Annotated in this window: 16 protein-coding genes; 4 read left to right on the top strand and 12 right to left on the bottom strand. The window is 68.1% G+C overall.

What is annotated here, in order from left to right; translation table 11 throughout:
* Positions 1-106 precede the first annotated feature (106 nt).
* From dmpG to BUF17_RS17920, 7 genes are read right to left on the bottom strand one after another with little or no spacing between them, the layout of a single operon-like run.
* Positions 107-1,141: a 4-hydroxy-2-oxovalerate aldolase gene (gene dmpG, locus BUF17_RS17950; RefSeq protein WP_073631277.1), complete on the bottom strand. Its 1,035-nt coding sequence runs from the start codon at positions 1,139-1,141 to the stop codon at positions 107-109.
* On the bottom strand, positions 1,141-2,088 hold the full coding sequence (locus BUF17_RS17945; RefSeq protein WP_073631275.1) for an acetaldehyde dehydrogenase (acetylating): 948 nt from the start codon (positions 2,086-2,088) through the stop codon (positions 1,141-1,143). The genes dmpG and BUF17_RS17945 overlap by 1 nt, the downstream gene beginning before the upstream one ends.
* Positions 2,085-2,891, bottom strand: coding sequence for a 2-keto-4-pentenoate hydratase (locus BUF17_RS17940; protein WP_073631273.1), 807 nt, complete (start codon positions 2,889-2,891; stop codon positions 2,085-2,087). Before BUF17_RS17940 ends, BUF17_RS17945 begins: the two co-directional genes overlap by 4 nt.
* On the bottom strand, positions 2,888-3,763 hold the full coding sequence (locus tag BUF17_RS17935) for an alpha/beta fold hydrolase (RefSeq protein WP_073631271.1): 876 nt from the start codon (positions 3,761-3,763) through the stop codon (positions 2,888-2,890). Before BUF17_RS17935 ends, BUF17_RS17940 begins: the two co-directional genes overlap by 4 nt.
* Positions 3,760-4,347 (bottom strand): flavin reductase family protein, encoded by a 588-nt coding sequence (locus BUF17_RS17930; RefSeq protein WP_244530943.1) that lies wholly within the window; start codon positions 4,345-4,347, stop codon positions 3,760-3,762. Before BUF17_RS17930 ends, BUF17_RS17935 begins: the two co-directional genes overlap by 4 nt.
* Positions 4,344-5,537 (bottom strand): acyl-CoA dehydrogenase family protein, encoded by a 1,194-nt coding sequence (locus BUF17_RS17925; RefSeq protein ID WP_175563737.1) that lies wholly within the window; start codon positions 5,535-5,537, stop codon positions 4,344-4,346. The genes BUF17_RS17930 and BUF17_RS17925 overlap by 4 nt, the downstream gene beginning before the upstream one ends.
* A 41-nt stretch (positions 5,538-5,578) precedes the next feature.
* Complete coding sequence (locus BUF17_RS17920; protein ID WP_073631269.1) at positions 5,579-6,520, bottom strand: 3-carboxyethylcatechol 2,3-dioxygenase; 942 nt, start codon at positions 6,518-6,520, stop codon at positions 5,579-5,581.
* A gap of 256 nt (positions 6,521-6,776) precedes the next feature.
* Here BUF17_RS17920 and BUF17_RS17915 point away from each other — a divergent pair, with 256 nt between their 5' ends.
* Positions 6,777-7,583, top strand: a complete 807-nt coding sequence (locus BUF17_RS17915) for a DNA-binding transcriptional regulator (RefSeq protein WP_073631267.1) — start codon at positions 6,777-6,779, stop codon at positions 7,581-7,583.
* A 212-nt stretch (positions 7,584-7,795) separates the two neighbouring features.
* The gene (locus BUF17_RS17910) at positions 7,796-8,902 is read left to right on the top strand and encodes an AbrB family transcriptional regulator (protein ID WP_175563736.1); all 1,107 of its coding nucleotides are present in this window, start codon (positions 7,796-7,798) and stop codon (positions 8,900-8,902) included.
* Between the two features lie 188 nt (positions 8,903-9,090).
* Here BUF17_RS17910 and hemA read toward each other — a convergent pair whose 3' ends face one another.
* From hemA to BUF17_RS17895, 3 genes are all read right to left on the bottom strand, one after another.
* Positions 9,091-10,365 (bottom strand): 5-aminolevulinate synthase, encoded by a 1,275-nt coding sequence (gene hemA / locus BUF17_RS17905; protein WP_073631265.1) that lies wholly within the window; start codon positions 10,363-10,365, stop codon positions 9,091-9,093.
* 226 nt (positions 10,366-10,591) lie between these two features.
* Positions 10,592-10,828, bottom strand: coding sequence for an Lrp/AsnC ligand binding domain-containing protein (locus BUF17_RS17900; protein ID WP_073631444.1), 237 nt, complete (start codon positions 10,826-10,828; stop codon positions 10,592-10,594).
* A gap of 571 nt (positions 10,829-11,399) precedes the next feature.
* Complete coding sequence (locus tag BUF17_RS17895; RefSeq protein WP_073631263.1) at positions 11,400-11,948, bottom strand: cupin domain-containing protein; 549 nt, start codon at positions 11,946-11,948, stop codon at positions 11,400-11,402.
* Positions 11,949-12,266: 318 nt separating this feature from the next.
* Between BUF17_RS17895 and aptA the strand changes: the two genes are divergently transcribed.
* Positions 12,267-13,592: an omega-aminotransferase AptA gene (gene aptA / locus BUF17_RS17890; RefSeq protein WP_073631261.1), complete on the top strand. Its 1,326-nt coding sequence runs from the start codon at positions 12,267-12,269 to the stop codon at positions 13,590-13,592.
* Between the two features lie 124 nt (positions 13,593-13,716).
* On the opposite strand, the gene BUF17_RS17885 is transcribed toward aptA, so the two are convergent.
* Entirely contained in the window at positions 13,717-14,490 is a 774-nt protein-coding gene (locus BUF17_RS17885) for an ABC transporter ATP-binding protein (RefSeq protein ID WP_073631259.1), read from the bottom strand.
* 145 nt (positions 14,491-14,635) lie between these two features.
* On the bottom strand, positions 14,636-15,445 hold the full coding sequence (locus BUF17_RS17880; protein WP_139282583.1) for an ABC transporter permease: 810 nt from the start codon (positions 15,443-15,445) through the stop codon (positions 14,636-14,638).
* A 487-nt stretch (positions 15,446-15,932) separates the two neighbouring features.
* Here BUF17_RS17880 and rfbC point away from each other — a divergent pair, with 487 nt between their 5' ends.
* Positions 15,933-16,496 carry a dTDP-4-dehydrorhamnose 3,5-epimerase gene (rfbC, locus tag BUF17_RS17875; protein WP_073631257.1) on the top strand — a complete coding sequence of 188 codons (564 nt, stop codon included), beginning with the start codon at positions 15,933-15,935 and terminating at the stop codon, positions 16,494-16,496.
* The last annotated feature ends 84 nt before the right edge of the window (positions 16,497-16,580 follow it).

Raw genomic sequence — 16,580 nt, 5'->3', positions numbered from 1 at the left:
CGCTTTGCAGCCGCTTGTTCTTGGCGTCCGCCGTGACCTTGAGGCCCGGCGGTTTTAGTGTCGGTGGGCAGCGCGCGGGATGGACTAGACCCGCGCGCCTTGAGTGTCAGGCCGCCGCGTCCCTGCGCGCGGCGAGGTCGAGAGCGACGTCGACGATCATGTCCTCCTGTCCGCCGACCATGCGGCGGCGGCCGAGTTCGGCGAGGATGTCGCGGGTATCGACGCCGTAGAGCGCGGAGGCGTTCTCGGCATGGCGCAGGAAGCTCGAATAGACCCCGGCATAGCCGAGCGAGAGGCTTTCCCGGTCCACCCGCACCGGCCGGTCCTGGAGCGGACGGACGAGATCGTCGGCGGCATCCATCAGCGCGTTGAGGTCGCAGCCGGTTTCGAGGCCCTTGCGCTTCAGCACGGCGACGAGCGCTTCGAGCGGCGCGTTGCCGGCGCCGGCACCCATGCCGGCGAGGGAGGCGTCGACGCGGACGGCGCCGGCCTCGATCCCGGCGACGGCGTTCGCCACCCCGAGGGTGAGATTGTGGTGGGTATGGACGCCGATCTCCGTCTCGGGCTTCAGCGCGTCGCGCAGCGCCCGCACCCGGGCGGTGTAGTCCTCCGGCAGCAGGGCGCCGGCGGAATCCGTTACGTAGACGCATTCCGCCCCGTAGCTCTCCATCAGCTTCGCCTGCTCCGCCAGCGCCTCGGGCGGGATCATGTGCGCCATCATCAGGAAGGTCGCGGTATCCATGCCGAGGGCGCGCGCCGCCTCAATGTGCTGGCGCGACACGTCGGCCTCGGTGCAATGGGTGGCGACGCGCACCGAGCGCGCGCCGGCATCGTAGGCGGCCTTCAGGTCGTGCACCGTGCCGATGCCGGGCAGCAGCAGCACCGTGACGACGGCATGGCTGCATTCCCCGGCCACGGCGGCGATCCATTCGGCGTCGCCGTGGGCGCCGAAGCCGTAATTGAAGGTCGCGCCGCTGAGGCCGTCGCCGTGGCTGATCTCGATGGCATCGACCCTGGCCCGGTCGAGCGCGCGGGCGATCGCCCTCGTGGTCGCGAGATCGTACTGGTGGCGGACCGCGTGCATGCCGTCGCGCAGGGTCACGTCCTGGACGTAGAGTTTGGTCTTGTCGGGTCGGGCCATCACGCGGCGTCCTTCGCAAGGATCCGTCCCGCCCACCGGTCGGCGGAGACCAGGGCGGCGGAGGTCATGATGTCGAGATTGCCGGCATAGGCCGGCAGATAATGCGCGGCGCCCTCGACCTCGAGCATGATCGTCGTCTTCAGCCCGGTCGCGGGGCCGAAGCCCGGAATCCGCACCGGCGCATTGTCGCCGACGGTTTCGAACTGCACCCGCTGCTTGAGCCGGTAGCCCGGCACGTAGGCGCGGACGGTTTCCACCATGTCGAGGATGGAGGCCTCGATGGCGTCGCGGTCGCCGCCCTGGCTGAGGGTGAAGACCGTGTCGCGCATGATGAGGGGCGGCTCGGCCGGGTTCAGGATGATGACCGCCTTGCCCCGTTCGGCGCCGCCGAGCACCTCGATCGCCTTCGACGTCGTCTCGGTGAATTCGTCGATGTTGGCGCGGGTGCCGGGTCCGGCCGAGCGCGAGGAGATCGAGGCGACGATCTCGCCCCAGATCACGCGGTCGGTGGCGCGGCGCACCGCATACACCATCGGAATGGTCGCCTGGCCGCCGCAGGTCACCATGTTGATGTTCGGCGCGTCGAGGCTCGCCTCGCCGTTGACCGCCGGGATCGTGAACGGCCCGATCGCCGCCGGCGTGAGATCGATGACCTTCTTGCCGTCCTTCTGCAGCACCGCGTTGTTGGCGATGTGCGCCTTGGCCGAGGTCGCGTCGAACACCACGGCGATGTCGCGGTAATGGGGCAGGCGGGTGAGGCCGGCGATGCCCTCGTGCGTCACCGGCACGCCGAGGCGCGCCGCGCGGGCGAGACCGTCGGAATTGGGATCGATGCCGACCATGGCGCCCATTTCGAGGTGCCGCGACATCCGCATGATCTTGATCATCAGGTCGGTGCCGATATTCCCCGACCCGATGATCGCCGCTTTCAGTTTACGCGTCGTCATGGGGCTTTCTCCGAAAGAGCGGCCGCGCCGATCGACACGGTCACGGCACCGAGGCCGGCGATGCGGGCTTCGAGGCGGTCGCCGGGGGCGACCGGAACCATCGGCCCGAGCGCACCGCTCAGCACCACGTCGCCGGCGCGCAGCGGCATGTCGAGGGCGGCGCAGGTGCGCGCGAGCCAGACCACCGCGTTGATCGGATTGCCGAGGCAGGCGGCCCCGTTGCCGTGAGACGCCGCGACCCCGTTGCGCGCGAGCGTCATGCCGAGCGCCGGAAGATCCAGGCCCTCCAGGCGCCGCAGCGGCCCGCCCACGACGTAGCAGCCGCTCGATGCGTTGTCGGCGATGGTGTCGGAGATGCGGATGTCCCAGTTCCGGACGCGGCTGCCGACGATCTCGATCGCCGGGACGACATAATCCACCGCCCGGCAGATCTCGGTCGGGGTCGCGTCGGGGGCGAGCACGTCGGCCTTCAGGACGAAGGCGACCTCCGCCTCCGCCTTCGGCTGGAGCAGGCGGTCGAACGGGATCTCCTCGCCGTCGCCATATTCCATGTCGGTGAACAGCACCCCGAAATCGGGCCGGTCGACGCCGAGCTGCTGCTGCACCGCGCGGGAGGTGAGGCCGATCTTGCGCCCGACGAGCCGTCGCCCGGCCTCGGTGGCGCGCCGGGTATTGAGGAACTGGACGCGATAGGCGGCATCGAGGTCGAGGCCGATGAGGTCGCGCACCGGCTCGCAGGGATGGCCGGTGCGTGCCGCCTCGTAAAGGCGGTCTGCCGCGGCGGCGATGGGGTCCGCGCTCATGCCGCCCCCCTTGCCAGGAAGCCGAGCACCAGCGCGTTGAACGCCGCGGCGTGTTCCCACTGCACCCAGTGGCCGCAATTGTTGAAGACGTGGAGTTCGGAATTCGGGATGCCCGCGATCAGGCGCAGCCCCGCGTCCATCGGCACGAAGCGGTCGTTGCGGCCCCACACGACCAGCGTCGGCGCCGTGATCTCAGCGAGCCGCGACCCGAAATCGGGGAACTGCTTCGGGTTGCGATCGAGGCTCTCGACGAAGCTTTCCAGATGATCGCGGCGCTTCAGGATGTTTTCGAGACGCGCCTGGAACAGCTCCTCGGTGAGCCTGCCCGGATCGAAGACGAAGATGTTCATCATCGCCTTCAGGTTCTCGATGGTGGGCGCGCGGTAGACGGCATTGAGGAGCTTGATGCCCTCTGTCGGCATCGGCGTGAACGGGCTCGCGCCGCCGGTGCCCCCGCCCATCAGGATCAGCCGGCCCACCCGCGCAGGATGGTCGAGCGCGAAGGCGACCGCGCTGTGGCCGCCCATGGAGTTGCCGACGAGGTGGACGCGGTCGAGCTCCAGCGCATCGACGACGCCCGCAAGAACGCGGGCGTTGAGGTTCGAGCGCGACCCCGTGCTGACGATGGTGTCGCTCTTGCTCCAGCCGGGACAGTCGACGAGGACGACGCGGTAGCCCGCGTCCGTCAGCGGCTCGATATTGCGGTTGAAATTGGCCCACCCCGACGCGCCGGGGCCCGAGCCGTGCAGCATCACCACCGTCTCCCGGGCGTCGCCGGGATCGCAATCGTTATAGTGGATGTTGAGGTCGCCCGCGCCCTCGCGCACGCGGACGAAGCGGCTCGTGGCCGCCTCGGTGAAGACTTCGCTCATTCGCAGGATTCCAGAGGGCTGACGCGGCAGAAGGTGCCGTTCACGTAGATCAGGGGCTCTCCGCCCGGCGGCTCGGAGATGTCGAGCACGTCGCACAGAAGCGCGTGGTGCGTGCTTTCGTCGAAGACTTTGATCACCCGGCAATCGAAGCTCGCGAGCACGCCTTCGAGCACCGGCGCGCCGGTGACGCGGGTTCCCCACCGGCCGTAATCGAACCGGGCCGGACCGTGGACGCCCTCGACCATGCCGGCGAAGACCCGGGCAAGCTGCGCCTGCTCCGCCGACAGCACGTTGATGCACAGCGCGCCGCTCGCGAGGATGGCATCCGCCGCGGCGACCTTCTTGTTGACGAGCACCACCATCCGCGGCGGATCGACCGTCACCGAACACACCGCGGTGGCGGTGAGGCCGACCGGGGTTTCGCCGCAGCGGGTGGTGATGATGGAGACGCCGGCGGCGAGCTGGCGCATCCCGAGCCGGTGATCCTCGGCGCGAACGGTCGGCAGCAGGCCGAGCCGTTCGTTCGACGTCCAGTCGAGCCGCTGGTTGATGTGGCCGCGCGCCGCGGCGATCTCGGCGTTCACGGCCGCACGCCGAAGGGATTGGCGGCGGGCATCGGATTGCCGAGCATCTGGCCGCCCAGAAGATCGCCGATATTGTCCTGGTTCTGGGTGATGTGATTGGCGCCAACGAGAATGTCGCGGAGCTGGCGCTGCATCGGATTGTTCAGCCACACCCCGCGCGTCGAGGTCTTCTTGAAGATCATGTGCGCGGCGTCGAAGCACTCGCCCCCGGTGAACTGGTTGGTGGCGAAGTGGCGAACCCGAACGTCGAGCGGCACGAGTTCGCCGCGGGCGGCGTAGCTCCAGGCCTCGTCGGTGTTGTGCAGGATGCGGGTGGCGGCGCCGAGGATCTTCGCGGACGCTTCGCCGAGACGCGCCTTGATGAACGGGTCGTTCACCGCGGCCCCGACAGCCTGGTTCAGGTTCTGCCGCGGCTTCATGTGTTCGATGTAGAGATCGACCATGCCGCGCGCCATGCCGACGATGACCGACGAGACGGCGGCGTAGAACACATAGAAGAACGGCATCTTGTAGAGGTCGTCGACGTGTCCGTGGCTCTTCTCGCCATAATCGGCGATGACGTGGCTGCGATAGGCCGGCACGAAGGCGTCCTTCACCACCAGCTTCTTGCTGCCCGTGCCGGCCAGCCCGACGACGAACCAGTCGTCCACGATCTCGAAATCGCTCGCCTGGACCCAGAAGGAGCGGAACACCATCTCGCCGTTCTCGCTCAGGCGGCCGCCCAGGAAGGCGCCGCCCGAGGCGTGGTCGCAGCCGCTCGACGTCAGCCAGTCGCCGTTCAGGAGATAGCCGCCCTCGACCGCCTTCACCGTGCCGAACGGGGCGTAGGAGGAGGAGACCAGGCGGCTCGAATCCTCGCCCCACAATTCCTCTCCGCACTTCGGGTCGAGCAGGCCCACCTCGAACGGATGGACACCGAGCACCATGACGTTCCAGGCGCTCGACGGGCAGCCGCGGCCGAGTTCCATCAGCACCCGGTTGAGCACGTTGGGGCTCATTTCGTAGCCTCCCCAGCGCCGCGGCTGCAGGATGCGGAAGAACCCCGCTTCCTGGAACGCCGCGATGGTGTCGGCCGGCACCATGCGCGCCTTCTCGACCGCATCGGCCTTCTCCCGCAGCCACGGAATCATGGCTTCGGCGCGCGCGACGATCTCCGCCTCGGTGGGCGTGGTTTTCAGTCTGTCCAACATGGTGTTCTCCGATCTTCGGTCTCGGACGCGGGCCGTCGCGATCAGCGCGGTTCGGCGCTCATGACGCCGTAGCCGGCGATCCATTCGTTGATCGGCCGGTAATAGTCGCGGCGGGCCTCGTAAGGGCCGCGCGCGGCGGCGAGGGCGGCGAACGCCGCGACCCAGGTGCGCACCTCGTGGGTGGAGCGGCCCGCTTCCTCCGAGATGTCCTCGATGCTGAAATCGTCGACGGCCTCGAGCCGCCCGCTGAGGAGCAGATCGATGAAGGCCTGATCCCACTCGGCGTTGAGAGGGGTCTGCGCGGAAAGGGCCGTGCCGTAGATCTTGCCGGCGGCGATGGTGCGCTCCTGCCGGGCGGCCCGCGCCTCCGGCGTGGGATTGCGTCCGCAGATCAGGAATTCGCCGACGGCCTCCGGGGCGCCGTCGAGCAGCGGCACGGGCGGCTCATGGGAAAGGCCGCCGGTTCCCACGATCAGCACGCGCTTGTCGAGCGTCGCGATGAACTGGCCCACCACCTCGCCGAGACGGCGAACCCGCCGATAGGGCGCGAAGGGCGGCGCGACCGAATTGATGATGATCGGGACGACCGGATAGCGCGTGAGGCTGCCTGTCAGCTCTTCCAGGGTCTGGGTGCAGCCGTGATCGACCTGAAGGCGGTGGGAGAGCGCGATGTCGACGTCGTGGTCGAGGATGAAGCCCGCCATCTCCTGCGCCATTTCACGGTCGACGGAGAGGGGGCCGGACAGCGTCCGATAATCCCCGACCGAGTCCGCGTGCGTCGCGATCACGAACGGCGGCATGAGATCGTAGAAGAGCCCGTTATAATGATCCGGCGCGAAGATGACGATCAGTTCCGGATCGAATTTCTCCACATCCGCGCGGGCGGCGGCAAGCACCGCGTCAACTTCCGCCACGACATCGGCAGCAGGATCGTTGAGCCCACGCAGAGGCGTGTGCGAAAGGCACTTCAGCTTGATTGTCATTGTGGCTCCCTCGACCGTGACATCGGGCAGCCGACGCTGATGCGTGGCATGCTCCTCCCTGCCGGTCGCGTTCTTTATTTTGAACAAGGTGAGTGTAAGCGCAGCGGTGCGGCGAGCGGAATATGAAACCCGCCATGTGTGCACCTGGTGCACGAGGTCGATCCGGTGCAGACTTCCGGTGCAGACCCCGGAAGCCGAAGCCGCGACCGGAATCGCGGCGTTTCGGAGCGGGAGCCGGGTTGGGAGTTCGGGCGCGATGACGGAACAAAGCCCTTACAAGATGGTGCGCGGGCTCAGCCGCGGCCTTGCGCTGCTCAACGCGCTCAACCGCGTCGATGGCGGCGCCAGCGTCGGGCGCCTCGCGGAGCTGACAAAGCTGCACCGCACCACTGTCCAGCGGCTGCTGGAGACCCTTCAGGCCGAAGGCTATGTGCGCCGGAGCGAATCAGACGGGCGCTATTGCCTGGACCTGCGGGTCCGCGAACTCAGCGAGGGTTTCCGCGACGAGCACTGGATCTCCACGCTCGCCTCGCCGCTGCTCGGGCAGTTGCTGAAGGAGGTGGTCTGGCCGACCGACCTCTGCACGTTCGACGTCGATGCCATGGTGGTGCGCGAGACGACCCACCGCTTCAGCAAATTGTCGTTCCACCGCTCGATGATCGGGCGGCGGATGCCGATGTTGCAGACGGCGAGCGGCACGGCCTATCTCGCCTTCTGCCCCGCGACGGAGCGGGACAGCATCATCGATCTGCTCGCCCGCCGTCCGCAGCCCGAATACCGGCTCGCCCGCGACCGCGCGGCGCTCGACGACATGCTGGCCCGCGTGGTCGAGCGCGGCTATGGACAGAATTACATGAGCTGGTCCGACGAATCGAAGATGGCCGGCCTCGCCCTGCCCATTCGCGGCGGAACCGGGCTAATGGGTTGTCTCGGGCTCGTCTATCTCGCCTCGGCCATGAGCATCGAAGCGGCGGCGGCGCGCTATCTCGGCGCGATGGGCCGGGTCGTGCGCAAGATCGAGGAACAACTGGTCGAGCCGCAACAGGTTGAGCCGCAGCCATAGGTGTCGGGCGTCCGTCTCGGGTTGCGGGCGACCGAGCCACCTCCGCCCGTCATCGCTTTCCGCGTCTGCGGAGGCTATGGCGGTGTCGTCTTTCACCCACCTGCCGGCTTGGCCCGGCTTCATCTCCTGGCGGTTTTCGGGACAATCCGATGCGGGAACACAAACCGGGAGCATCGGACCGAAAAGTGGGGACAGGTTTTCGGAACAATCCGGTGCGGGAACAGAAACCGGGACCGTCAGCCCGTCTCAGGCTCCGGGCCGGTGCTTTCGGCCGTCGCCTCGGCGCCTCCCTGCGGCGCACCGTGCCGACGCTCGCGGTCGCCGCCGCCGGCGGGCTCGCCTTCGACTGGATCGACCTTCCGGCCGCCTGGCTCGGCGGCGCGGCGATCGCGGTCGCCGTCGCGTCCCTCGCCGGGCTCAGGGCGCATGTGCCGCTCGGCCTGCGCGCGGTGGTGTTCTGCGTTCTCGGTGTCTCCATGGGCACGGGCATCACGCCCGAGACGATCCACCGGGTGCGCGAGTGGCCGATCTCGCTGGCGCTTCTGCCGATCGTGGTCGCCGGCGTCGTCTGGGGCAGCTACCTGTTCCTGCGCGGCGTCGCGCGGTGGGACAGGGCGACGGCGTTCTATGCCAGCATCCCCGGCGCGCTCTCCTACGTGATGGCCGTCGCCGTCCAGAGCCCGGCCGACATCAAGCGCGTCGCCACCTCCCAGTCGATCCGGCTTCTCACCCTGGTCGCGGTGCTGCCGCTTCTCGTCGGCGGTCCGGCCGCAGAGACGGCTGTCGATCTCGCCTTTCCCGCCCTTCATGCCGGCCTTCCCGACGTCGCCCTCCTCATCGCCTGCGGTGCCGTCGCCGGCCTCGCGTTCGGACGGCTGGGCGTTCCGGCGGGCATGCTCACGGGCGCCTTCCTCGCGAGTGCGCTCCTTCACGGCACCGGCGCGGTGCCGGCGCTGCCGCTGCCGATGTGGCTGCTGGTGCCGGGCTTCGTCTGCCTCGGCGCGCTCACGGGAAGCCGCATCGGCGGCATCGGCCTCAGAGCGTTCGCCGGGCTCGCGGTCGTGTCCTGCGGCGCGCTGGTCGTCGGCCTCGCGGTGTCGCTCGCCGGTGCCATGGCTGTGGTCGCGACGACGTCGGCGACGATGGCCATGGCGCTGCTCGCCTTCGCTCCCGGCGGCATCGACGCCATGACGGCGCTCGCGATGCTGCTCGGCGCCGATCCCGCCTTCGTCGCCACGCATCAGCTCGTCCGGCTCGTTCTGCTGCTGGTTTGCGTGCCGGTGGCGATCCGCCTCGCGGGCGTCGGCGCCGCGCGCTGAACGCCTTCCGATCGGACGACCTCATCCGATCGCTCCGAAGTCACTCCACACGCAAACCGTCGAGCCCGTCCGCGTCGTTCACATCGCGTGATCTGAACGGGACATGTTCTGGAGCGCCGGCGCAAAGCAAAACGCCGCGGAGAGGTCCCCGCGGCGCATTCCCGAACCGGAATGGTCGTCGTTCGCCGTCAGCCGCCCGCCGACCGGAAGATGGCGTAGGTCGGATGCGACAGGTGGTCGTCGAAGCTCGCCGGCCGCTCGCGCGACAGCCCCAGCGTCTGCCAGACTTCGAGGAGGGCGCCGGTCAGTTGCTCGATGAACTCGTCGGCGTGGAACGGCGTCGGCGTGATGCGCAGCCGCTCGGTTCCGCGCGGCACGGTCGGGTAGTTGATCGGCTGGATATAGATGCCGTGCACCTCGAGCAGGCGGTCGCTCGCGGCCTTGCACTGTTCGGGATCGCCCACCAGAAGCGGCACGATGTGGGTGCTGCTCGGCATCACCGGCAGGCCGGCGGCCGCCAGCACTTCCTTGGTGCGGTGCGCCTGGCGCTGCTGGGCGCGACGCTCGGTCGAGGAGGCCTTGAGGTGGCGGATCGAGGCGGTCGCCGCCGCGGCGAGCGCCGGGGGCAGGGCAGTGGTGAAGATGAAGCCCGGCGCGTAGGACCGGACCGCGTCGACCAGCGGCTGGGTGCCGGTGATGTAGCCGCCGAGCACGCCGAAGCCCTTGGCGAGCGTGCCCTCGATCACGTCGATCCGGTCCATCACGCCGTCGCGCTCGGCGATGCCGCCGCCGCGGGCGCCGTACATGCCGACGGCGTGGACCTCGTCGAGATAGGTCATCGCGCCATAGCGCTCGGCGAGGTCGGCGATGGCGCCGATCGGCGCGACGTCACCGTCCATTGAATAAACCGACTCGAACGCGATCAGCTTGGCGCGGTCGCGTCCGGCGGCCTTCAGCAGGCTTTCGAGGTGGTCGAGATCGTTGTGGCGCCACACCTGCTTGGCCGCGCCGGAATTGCGGATGCCCGCGATCATGGAGGCGTGGTTGAGCTGGTCCGACAGGATCAGGCAGTTCGGCAGCAACCGGGCGATGGTCGAGATCGCCGCTTCGTTGGAAACGTAGCCGGAGGTGAAGGTGAGGGCGGCTTCCTTGCCGTGCAGGTCGGCGAGTTCGGCCTCGAGTTCGACCAGCGGGTGGTTGGTGCCGGAGATGTTGCGCGTGCCACCGGCGCCGGCGCCCATGCGCTCGGCCGCATCCTGCAGGGCGCCGATGACGGCGGGGTGCTGGCCCATGCCGAGATAGTCGTTGGAGCACCACACCACGATTTCCCGGGTCTCGGCGCCGTTGCGCCAGAGGGCATAGGGGAATCGGCCGGCGATCCGTTCGAGATCCGCGAACACGCGGTAGCGTCGCTCGGTCTTCAGGGCCGCGACGGCATCCTGGAAATAAGCCTGATAGTCCATTCGTCGCGTTCCTTCGCGCCGCTGACTCGGCTCGCCGCCTTCGTTCATGCGCCGCCCGCCGGATCGCAGGGCGCGCCTGGCGGCTCTCGTCGTTGCGCATGTCGCAGCAACATGGCGGGGGCCGTCGGAGCGAAGTCCGAGTTTGTAGAATTCAATGTAATGCGGAAGCCCCGCGATGTCGAAGCGCCGATTGCCGCGCCTTGCGAGAACGCACCGCGAGGGCGCTTCAGAACGCCTTGAAGGTCGGAATGGTGCGGGTGTCGACGATGCCCGGCACGCAGTGGATCCGCTCGTTGACGAAGTGGCCGATGTCGGTGCCGTCCTCGACATAGATCTTCACCAGAAGATCGTGCTCGCCGGCGATCGAGTAGATCTCGGAGGCGACTTCGCTGTCGGCGATCGCGGCGGCGACCTCGTAGGAGCGGCCGAGGGCGCACTTGATGAGGATGAAGAACGGCTTCATGGCCATCTCCTGATGCTGGGCCGGAAGCGGCCGGCGGTCTCTCCGCCTGTCATAGGGGCGAAGCACGGCCCGAAAAAGGGCGCCCGGTCAAATTCCGGTGCGAATTCCGGCGCCGCCCGGCGCCACCCGGCTAGCGTGGAATTTTAACATATGTGCACAAGCGAACGCCGGGCGGGAGGCCGCCGCTGCGTGGAAATATCCCGCGCCTTCGGCCCGGAACGGGATTTACACGGTTCAAAATTTGTGGGAAATATTCACACATAACGCCGTAGGGATCGAAACCCGGCGGCGTTTAGGAAGCGATGAGACAGAGAAATCGGCGGATTTCCGCGGATTTCGGCTCATTCAGTCAGGGACGGCCGAAAAGTCCCGACAAGCCGTGGCTGCCCCCGCCCCTCGGCTCGTCAAGGTCGGTCGCCCTTGGAACCCAGACGGTCGCCCCCGCCCCGTCGCGGGTTCTGGCCCGGTCCCTCTTTGGGGCCGGGCCATCCTCGTTTTGAAAATGATCAAAATCGTGGCACGCCGCGAAAACAGCCCGCCGCCCGCGTGTTTCGCGATCGTCCGCCCGCTTTCAGAACGTCGGCGGCGTGCAGGCGCTGACCACCTCGCACGGCTCGGGACCGAGGCAGCGGAAGCGGTGCGGCCGCCGGCTGTCGAAATAATAGGCGTCGCCGGGGCCCAGAATCCGCCGCTCCTCGTCCACCGTGACCTCAAGCCGCCCCGCCACGACGATGCCGCCTTCCTCGCCGTCGTGAACCAGCGGCACCCGGCCGGTGTCGGCGCCCGGCTCGTAGCGCTCCTTCAGCACCTGCAATTGCCGCCCGAACAGGTTGTCGCCCACCTGCCGGTAGGAAATCGGCCCCTTGCCGATCTCCACGAGTTCCGCCGCCGGGTAGAACGCCTTGCGGGGCGCCGCCGGCTCCAGCGAGAAGAATTCCGCCAGCCCGATGGGAATGCCGTCGAGGATGCGCTTCAGCGCGCCGACGGACGGGTTGAGCTGATTCGACTCGATCAGCGAGATCGTCGAGTTGGTCACGCCCGCCCGCTTGGAAAGCGCGCGCTGCGACAGCTTGTTGAGGGTGCGCACATAGCGCAGCCGGTGGCCGACATCGACGCTCACGCTGTCTCCTCCCGCAGGCGCGGCCGCCGGCGGCGGTTCGCGGCCGCTCTCGGTCCGCCGAGACCTGCGCCGCCGCCCGGGAACCGAGCCGCCGCGTGTTGATCCGTTTCGGATCGCGCAAACATGCCACTCCCGCCTCAATTAAATCAAGCTGTTACGATTCTCAAGAAAAGGGCTTGTTGCCGTGTTTCGATCGTGACCCCATCGCGGTCAGGATCGTCGCCCGCGCGCGATGCCCTATGCGATGCCCGCACCCGTGCCCGGAGGCCCGCCGCCGGGCGCCGCACCACACCTCGTCACCGCCGAAGGCCTGAACGCATGACCGCTCACACCCTCAGAAACGCCCCCAATCTCGACCCGTATTTCATGCCCTTCACCGCCAACCGGCAGTTCAAGGCGGCTCCCCGCCTGATCGCCGGCGCCGAGGGCATGCACTACATCACCGTTGACGGGCGCCGCATCGTCGACGGCAGCGCGGGGCTCTGGTGCGTGAACGCCGGTCACGGCCGCCAGACCATCGCCGACGCGGTCGCCAGGCAGCTCACCACGCTCGACTACGCCCCCTCGTTCCAGATGGGCCATCCGCTGGCGTTCGAGTTCGCGGAGCGGCTCGCCGAACTCGCCCCTCCGGAACTCGACCGGGTGTTCTTCACCAATTCCGGGTCCGAGTCGGTCGATACGGCGCTGAAGATCGCGCTCGCCTATCATCGTGCCCGCGGCGAGGGCACCCGCACGCGCCTCATCGGCCGTGAGCGCGGCTATCACGGCGTCGGCTTCGGCGGCATCACCGTCGGCGGCATCGTCGGCAACCGCCGCGTTTTCCCGCAGCTCGCGGGCGCCGATCACCTGCGCCACACCCACGATCTCGCCCGCAACGCCTTCACCAGGGGCCAGCCCGAGCACGGCGCGGAACTCGCCGACGATCTGGAGCGGCTGGTCGCGCTCCACGGCGCCGAGACCATCGCCGCCGTGATCGTGGAGCCGATGGCCGGCTCGACCGGCGTGCTGATCTCGCCGAAGGGCTATCTGGAGCGTCTGCGTGCCATTTGCGACAAGCACGGCATCCTCCTGATTTTCGACGAGGTCATTACCGGCTTCGGCCGTCTCGGCACGCCGTTCGCGTCGCAGTTCTTCGGCGTGAAGCCGGATCTCTTCACCACCGCCAAGGGCATCACCAACGGCTCGGTGCCGATGGGCGCGGTGTTCGCGAGCCGGGCGATCTACGACGGCATCATGAAGGGGCCGGAGAACCTCATCGAGTTCGCCCACGGCTACACCTATTCCGGTCATCCGGTGGCGTGCGCCGCGGGCCTCGCGACGCTCGACATCTACGCGGCGGAAGGGCTGCTCACGCGGGCGGCCGAAATGGCGCCCTACTGGGAAGAGGCGCTGCACTCGCTGCGCGGCCTGCCGCACGTGATCGACATCCGCAATATCGGCCTCGTCGGCGCGGTCGAGCTGGAATCGCGGCCGGGCGCCCCGGGCACCCGCGCCTATGACGTGATGGTGGATTGCTTCGGCCGAGACACGCTGATCCGCGTCACCGGCGACATCATCGCCATGTCGCCGCCGCTGATCGTCGAGCGCAGCCACATCGACACCATCGTGGCGAGCGTCGCGGACGCGCTGAAGCGCATCGCCTGAGGCCCTTCGGGGCTGTCCCGTCCGGATTTCGCTCCGGGCGGGGCGGGCTTTCACGCGATCGGCGGCGGGTTCGCCGCCGGTCGGAAACGGCCGTCCGGTCCGCCGTCTCCCGCGCGTGCGCCGGTCAGGGCTTGAGCGGCGTGTTCTGCGCCTGCTCCAGCCGCTCGGTGTTGTAGACGTCGAGCACGTCCTCGACGGATCCCGCATGGTGGATGCGGCCTTCGCGCAGCAGGATCGCGCGGTTGCAATATTGCTTCAGCTCCTTCTCCGCGTGGGAGGCGAGCACCAGAATGCCGGCGCCCTCCATCATCTCCTCCAGCCGTCCGCGCGCCTTCGAGGCGAAGCCGGCGTCGCCGACGCTGATCAGCTCGTCGAGCAGCAGGATGTCCGGCCGGGAGATGGTCGAGATCGCGAACGCGAGCCGCAGCACCATGCCGGTCGAGTAGGTGCGCATCGGCAGGTCGAGATAATCGCCGAGTTCCGAGAACGCCGCGATCTCCGGAATGCGCCGCCGGGCCTCCGCGAACGACAGCCCGACGAAGGCACCGCGCAGCACCACGTTTTCGGAGCCCGTCAGTTCCGGGTCCATGCCCATGGTGATGTCGAGCAGCGAGGCGACCTTGCCGTTGATCTCCGCGGTGCCGCTCGACGGCTCGTAGGCCCCGGAGAGCACGCGCAGCAGCGTCGACTTGCCGGCGCCGTTGTGGCCGACGATCGCCAGACGGTCGCCGGTACGCAGGCTGAGGTCGATATTGCGCAGCGCCATCACCCTGACGATGCTGTCGTCGTTGGCGACGGCACCGCCGACGGTGCGCAGCAGGCTGCTCTTCAGCGAGCGGCCGCGGGCGTTGTAGATCGGAATTTCGACGGACGCATCGACGAGGTCGATCGACGGCATGGGTGCTCTCCTCGGAGAGATGAGGCTTGGAGCGCCTTCCGCCGGACGGCTTCGTCCGGCCTGAAGGCACCCGGGAATGGAAGGCCGGGGCTTGCCGCGCACGCCGGACCATTGGTCCCGCGCGCGGCGCTCCGGCGCGCGGGCTTCACAGCCAGTAGACGACGCGGGCGCGGAAGCGGGCGAACAGCGGCCACGTCAGCAGGAACAGCACCGCGATGATGACGAAGGCATAGCCGTAGGTCATCAGGTCCGGAACCTGCCCGTGCAGGGGCTCGGTCACGAGGCGCAGGAACGCGCCGACGGGGTTCAGCTCCACCACGAACCGCACCTGACCGCCCATCTGGTCCGGCCGCCACATCACCGGCGTCACGAAGAACAGCACCTGGATCAGGTTCTGGATGATCTGTGGCAGGTCGCGGAAGCGGGTCGAGAGCAGGCCGAACAGCAGCGCGAGCAGGAACCCCGCCACCAGCAACAACAGCAGGCCGGGAATGGCGAGCACCACCGTCCACGACGGCACGACCTCGAACAGCAGGAACACGATCGGCAGGATGATGATGTTATGGCCGAACGCGATCAGGTTTCGCACCAGAAGCCGCAGCACGAACACCGTCCTCGGCAATGCGTCCTGCCGCAGGAACACCGCCGACGACGTGAAGGCCGTCGTTCCGTCCGTCATGATGCCCGAGATCAGCGACCAGACGATGTAGTTGATGCTGAGATAGGGGATATATTCATGAATCGGCTGGTGAAACAGGAACGAATACACGAAGCCGATGCCGGCGATGAAGATCGCCATGCTGAAGGTGATCCAGAACTGGCCGAACCGGGATCGCTTGTAGCGCTGGCGAATGTCGCTCACGCCAAGCAGGTACCAGATCTGCCAGCGCCGAATGCCGTTGATGAAATCGGCATTGGCCAGGCGCCAGTCTCGGGAGGTCGGTATCAGGGACATCTATTCAAAGCTCGCATCGCCGCCGGGACGAAAGGGCAGGGCCGGCATGGCTCTCTACCGAGAGGGGATCGATAAGGAAACGGTCTTTCTCGCCGTCGGGCGCGCGGATTGCGGGCGGACGCGGCGCGCACGGACGATCCGGAAGCCAGGGACGCGCCGTCCCGACATGCCGAAGGCCCGTGTCGCAGGCGGCGACACGTCTGGCGCGACACATGTCCGATGATTTCAGGCGTTCTTTTGTCGAAAGGGGCGCCCGGCCCACCGCACAGCTCCGTCGACACCTTTCGACCCCGTTACCCGTTCCTCGCGACCGCCGCCGGCTGCCGGCAGGAGCGGACGGGCTGCCGGATTGGCAAGGTGACAGCGCCGCCGAAGACTGTTAGCCAGAGACGTGTCTATCGGGTCCGGCCGGGGCGGTCAACGAGACCGCTGCCGGCGCGCGGGCGTTGCCGCGGCACCCGGTTTCTTCGCGGAGAGGTTTTGTAGCATGGACGTGCGCGAGTTCGAGATTCCGGGCGTCAAGCTCGTGATTCCGAAGCGCTTCGGCGATCATCGCGGGTTTTTCTCCGAAACGTGGAGCGACCGCGCCTTCCGCCAGCAGGTGGCCGATATCGGGTTCGTCCAGGACAACCACTCGCTGTCCGCCCAGAAGGGCACGCTGCGCGGCCTGCACTTCCAGAAGCCGCCGAGCGCTCAGGGCAAGCTCGTCCGTGTCGTGCGAGGCGCCGTGTTCGATGTCGCGGTCGATATCCGGCACGGCTCGCCCACCTTCGGGCGCCACGTCTCGGTGGTGCTCGATGCCCGCGAGGGCGCCCAGCTCTGGATCCCGCCCGGTTTCCTGCACGGCTTCTGCACGTTGGAAGACGACACCGAGTTCCTTTATAAAGTGACCGGCTATTACAGCGCCGCCGACGATGCCGGCGTGGCGTGGGACGATCCCGATCTCGGCATCGACTGGCCGGTGGACGAGGCGACCGCGGTCCTTTCCGACAAGGACAGGAAGCACCCGCGGCTGAGGGACCTGCCGCCGATCTTCGCCTACGAGGCGTAATCGGGCGAAGAGGGATGATCGGGCCGGTGCCCCGCTTCCGCGGGGACGTGCGGCAGGTCGAACGAACATGATGCCGCGCCGGCG

It is taken from the genome of Pseudoxanthobacter soli DSM 19599, from assembly GCF_900148505.1.
In the GTDB taxonomy this organism is placed as follows: Bacteria; Pseudomonadota; Alphaproteobacteria; order Rhizobiales; family Segnochrobactraceae; genus Pseudoxanthobacter; species Pseudoxanthobacter soli.
The sequence above is the reverse complement of the archived record's forward strand: the minus strand, read 5'-3'. Positions and strand labels throughout refer to the sequence as shown.

Excerpts from the sequence above, each read along its gene's own strand:
- dmpG (WP_073631277.1), bottom strand. The coding sequence starts at position 1,141 with ATGGCCCGACCCGACAAGACCAAACTCTACGTCCAGGACGTGACCCTG.
- BUF17_RS17945 (WP_073631275.1), bottom strand. The coding sequence starts at position 2,088 with ATGACGACGCGTAAACTGAAAGCGGCGATCATCGGGTCGGGGAATATC.
- BUF17_RS17940 (WP_073631273.1), bottom strand. The coding sequence starts at position 2,891 with ATGAGCGCGGACCCCATCGCCGCCGCGGCAGACCGCCTTTACGAGGCG.
- BUF17_RS17935 (WP_073631271.1), bottom strand. The coding sequence starts at position 3,763 with ATGAGCGAAGTCTTCACCGAGGCGGCCACGAGCCGCTTCGTCCGCGTG.
- BUF17_RS17925 (WP_175563737.1), bottom strand. The coding sequence starts at position 5,537 with ATGTTGGACAGACTGAAAACCACGCCCACCGAGGCGGAGATCGTCGCG.
- BUF17_RS17920 (WP_073631269.1), bottom strand. The coding sequence starts at position 6,520 with ATGACAATCAAGCTGAAGTGCCTTTCGCACACGCCTCTGCGTGGGCTC.
- BUF17_RS17915 (WP_073631267.1), top strand. The coding sequence starts at position 6,777 with ATGACGGAACAAAGCCCTTACAAGATGGTGCGCGGGCTCAGCCGCGGC.
- hemA (WP_073631265.1), bottom strand. The coding sequence starts at position 10,365 with ATGGACTATCAGGCTTATTTCCAGGATGCCGTCGCGGCCCTGAAGACC.
- BUF17_RS17900 (WP_073631444.1), bottom strand. The coding sequence starts at position 10,828 with ATGAAGCCGTTCTTCATCCTCATCAAGTGCGCCCTCGGCCGCTCCTAC.
- aptA (WP_073631261.1), top strand. The coding sequence starts at position 12,267 with ATGACCGCTCACACCCTCAGAAACGCCCCCAATCTCGACCCGTATTTC.
- BUF17_RS17885 (WP_073631259.1), bottom strand. The coding sequence starts at position 14,490 with ATGCCGTCGATCGACCTCGTCGATGCGTCCGTCGAAATTCCGATCTAC.
- BUF17_RS17880 (WP_139282583.1), bottom strand. The coding sequence starts at position 15,445 with ATGTCCCTGATACCGACCTCCCGAGACTGGCGCCTGGCCAATGCCGAT.
- rfbC (WP_073631257.1), top strand. The coding sequence starts at position 15,933 with ATGGACGTGCGCGAGTTCGAGATTCCGGGCGTCAAGCTCGTGATTCCG.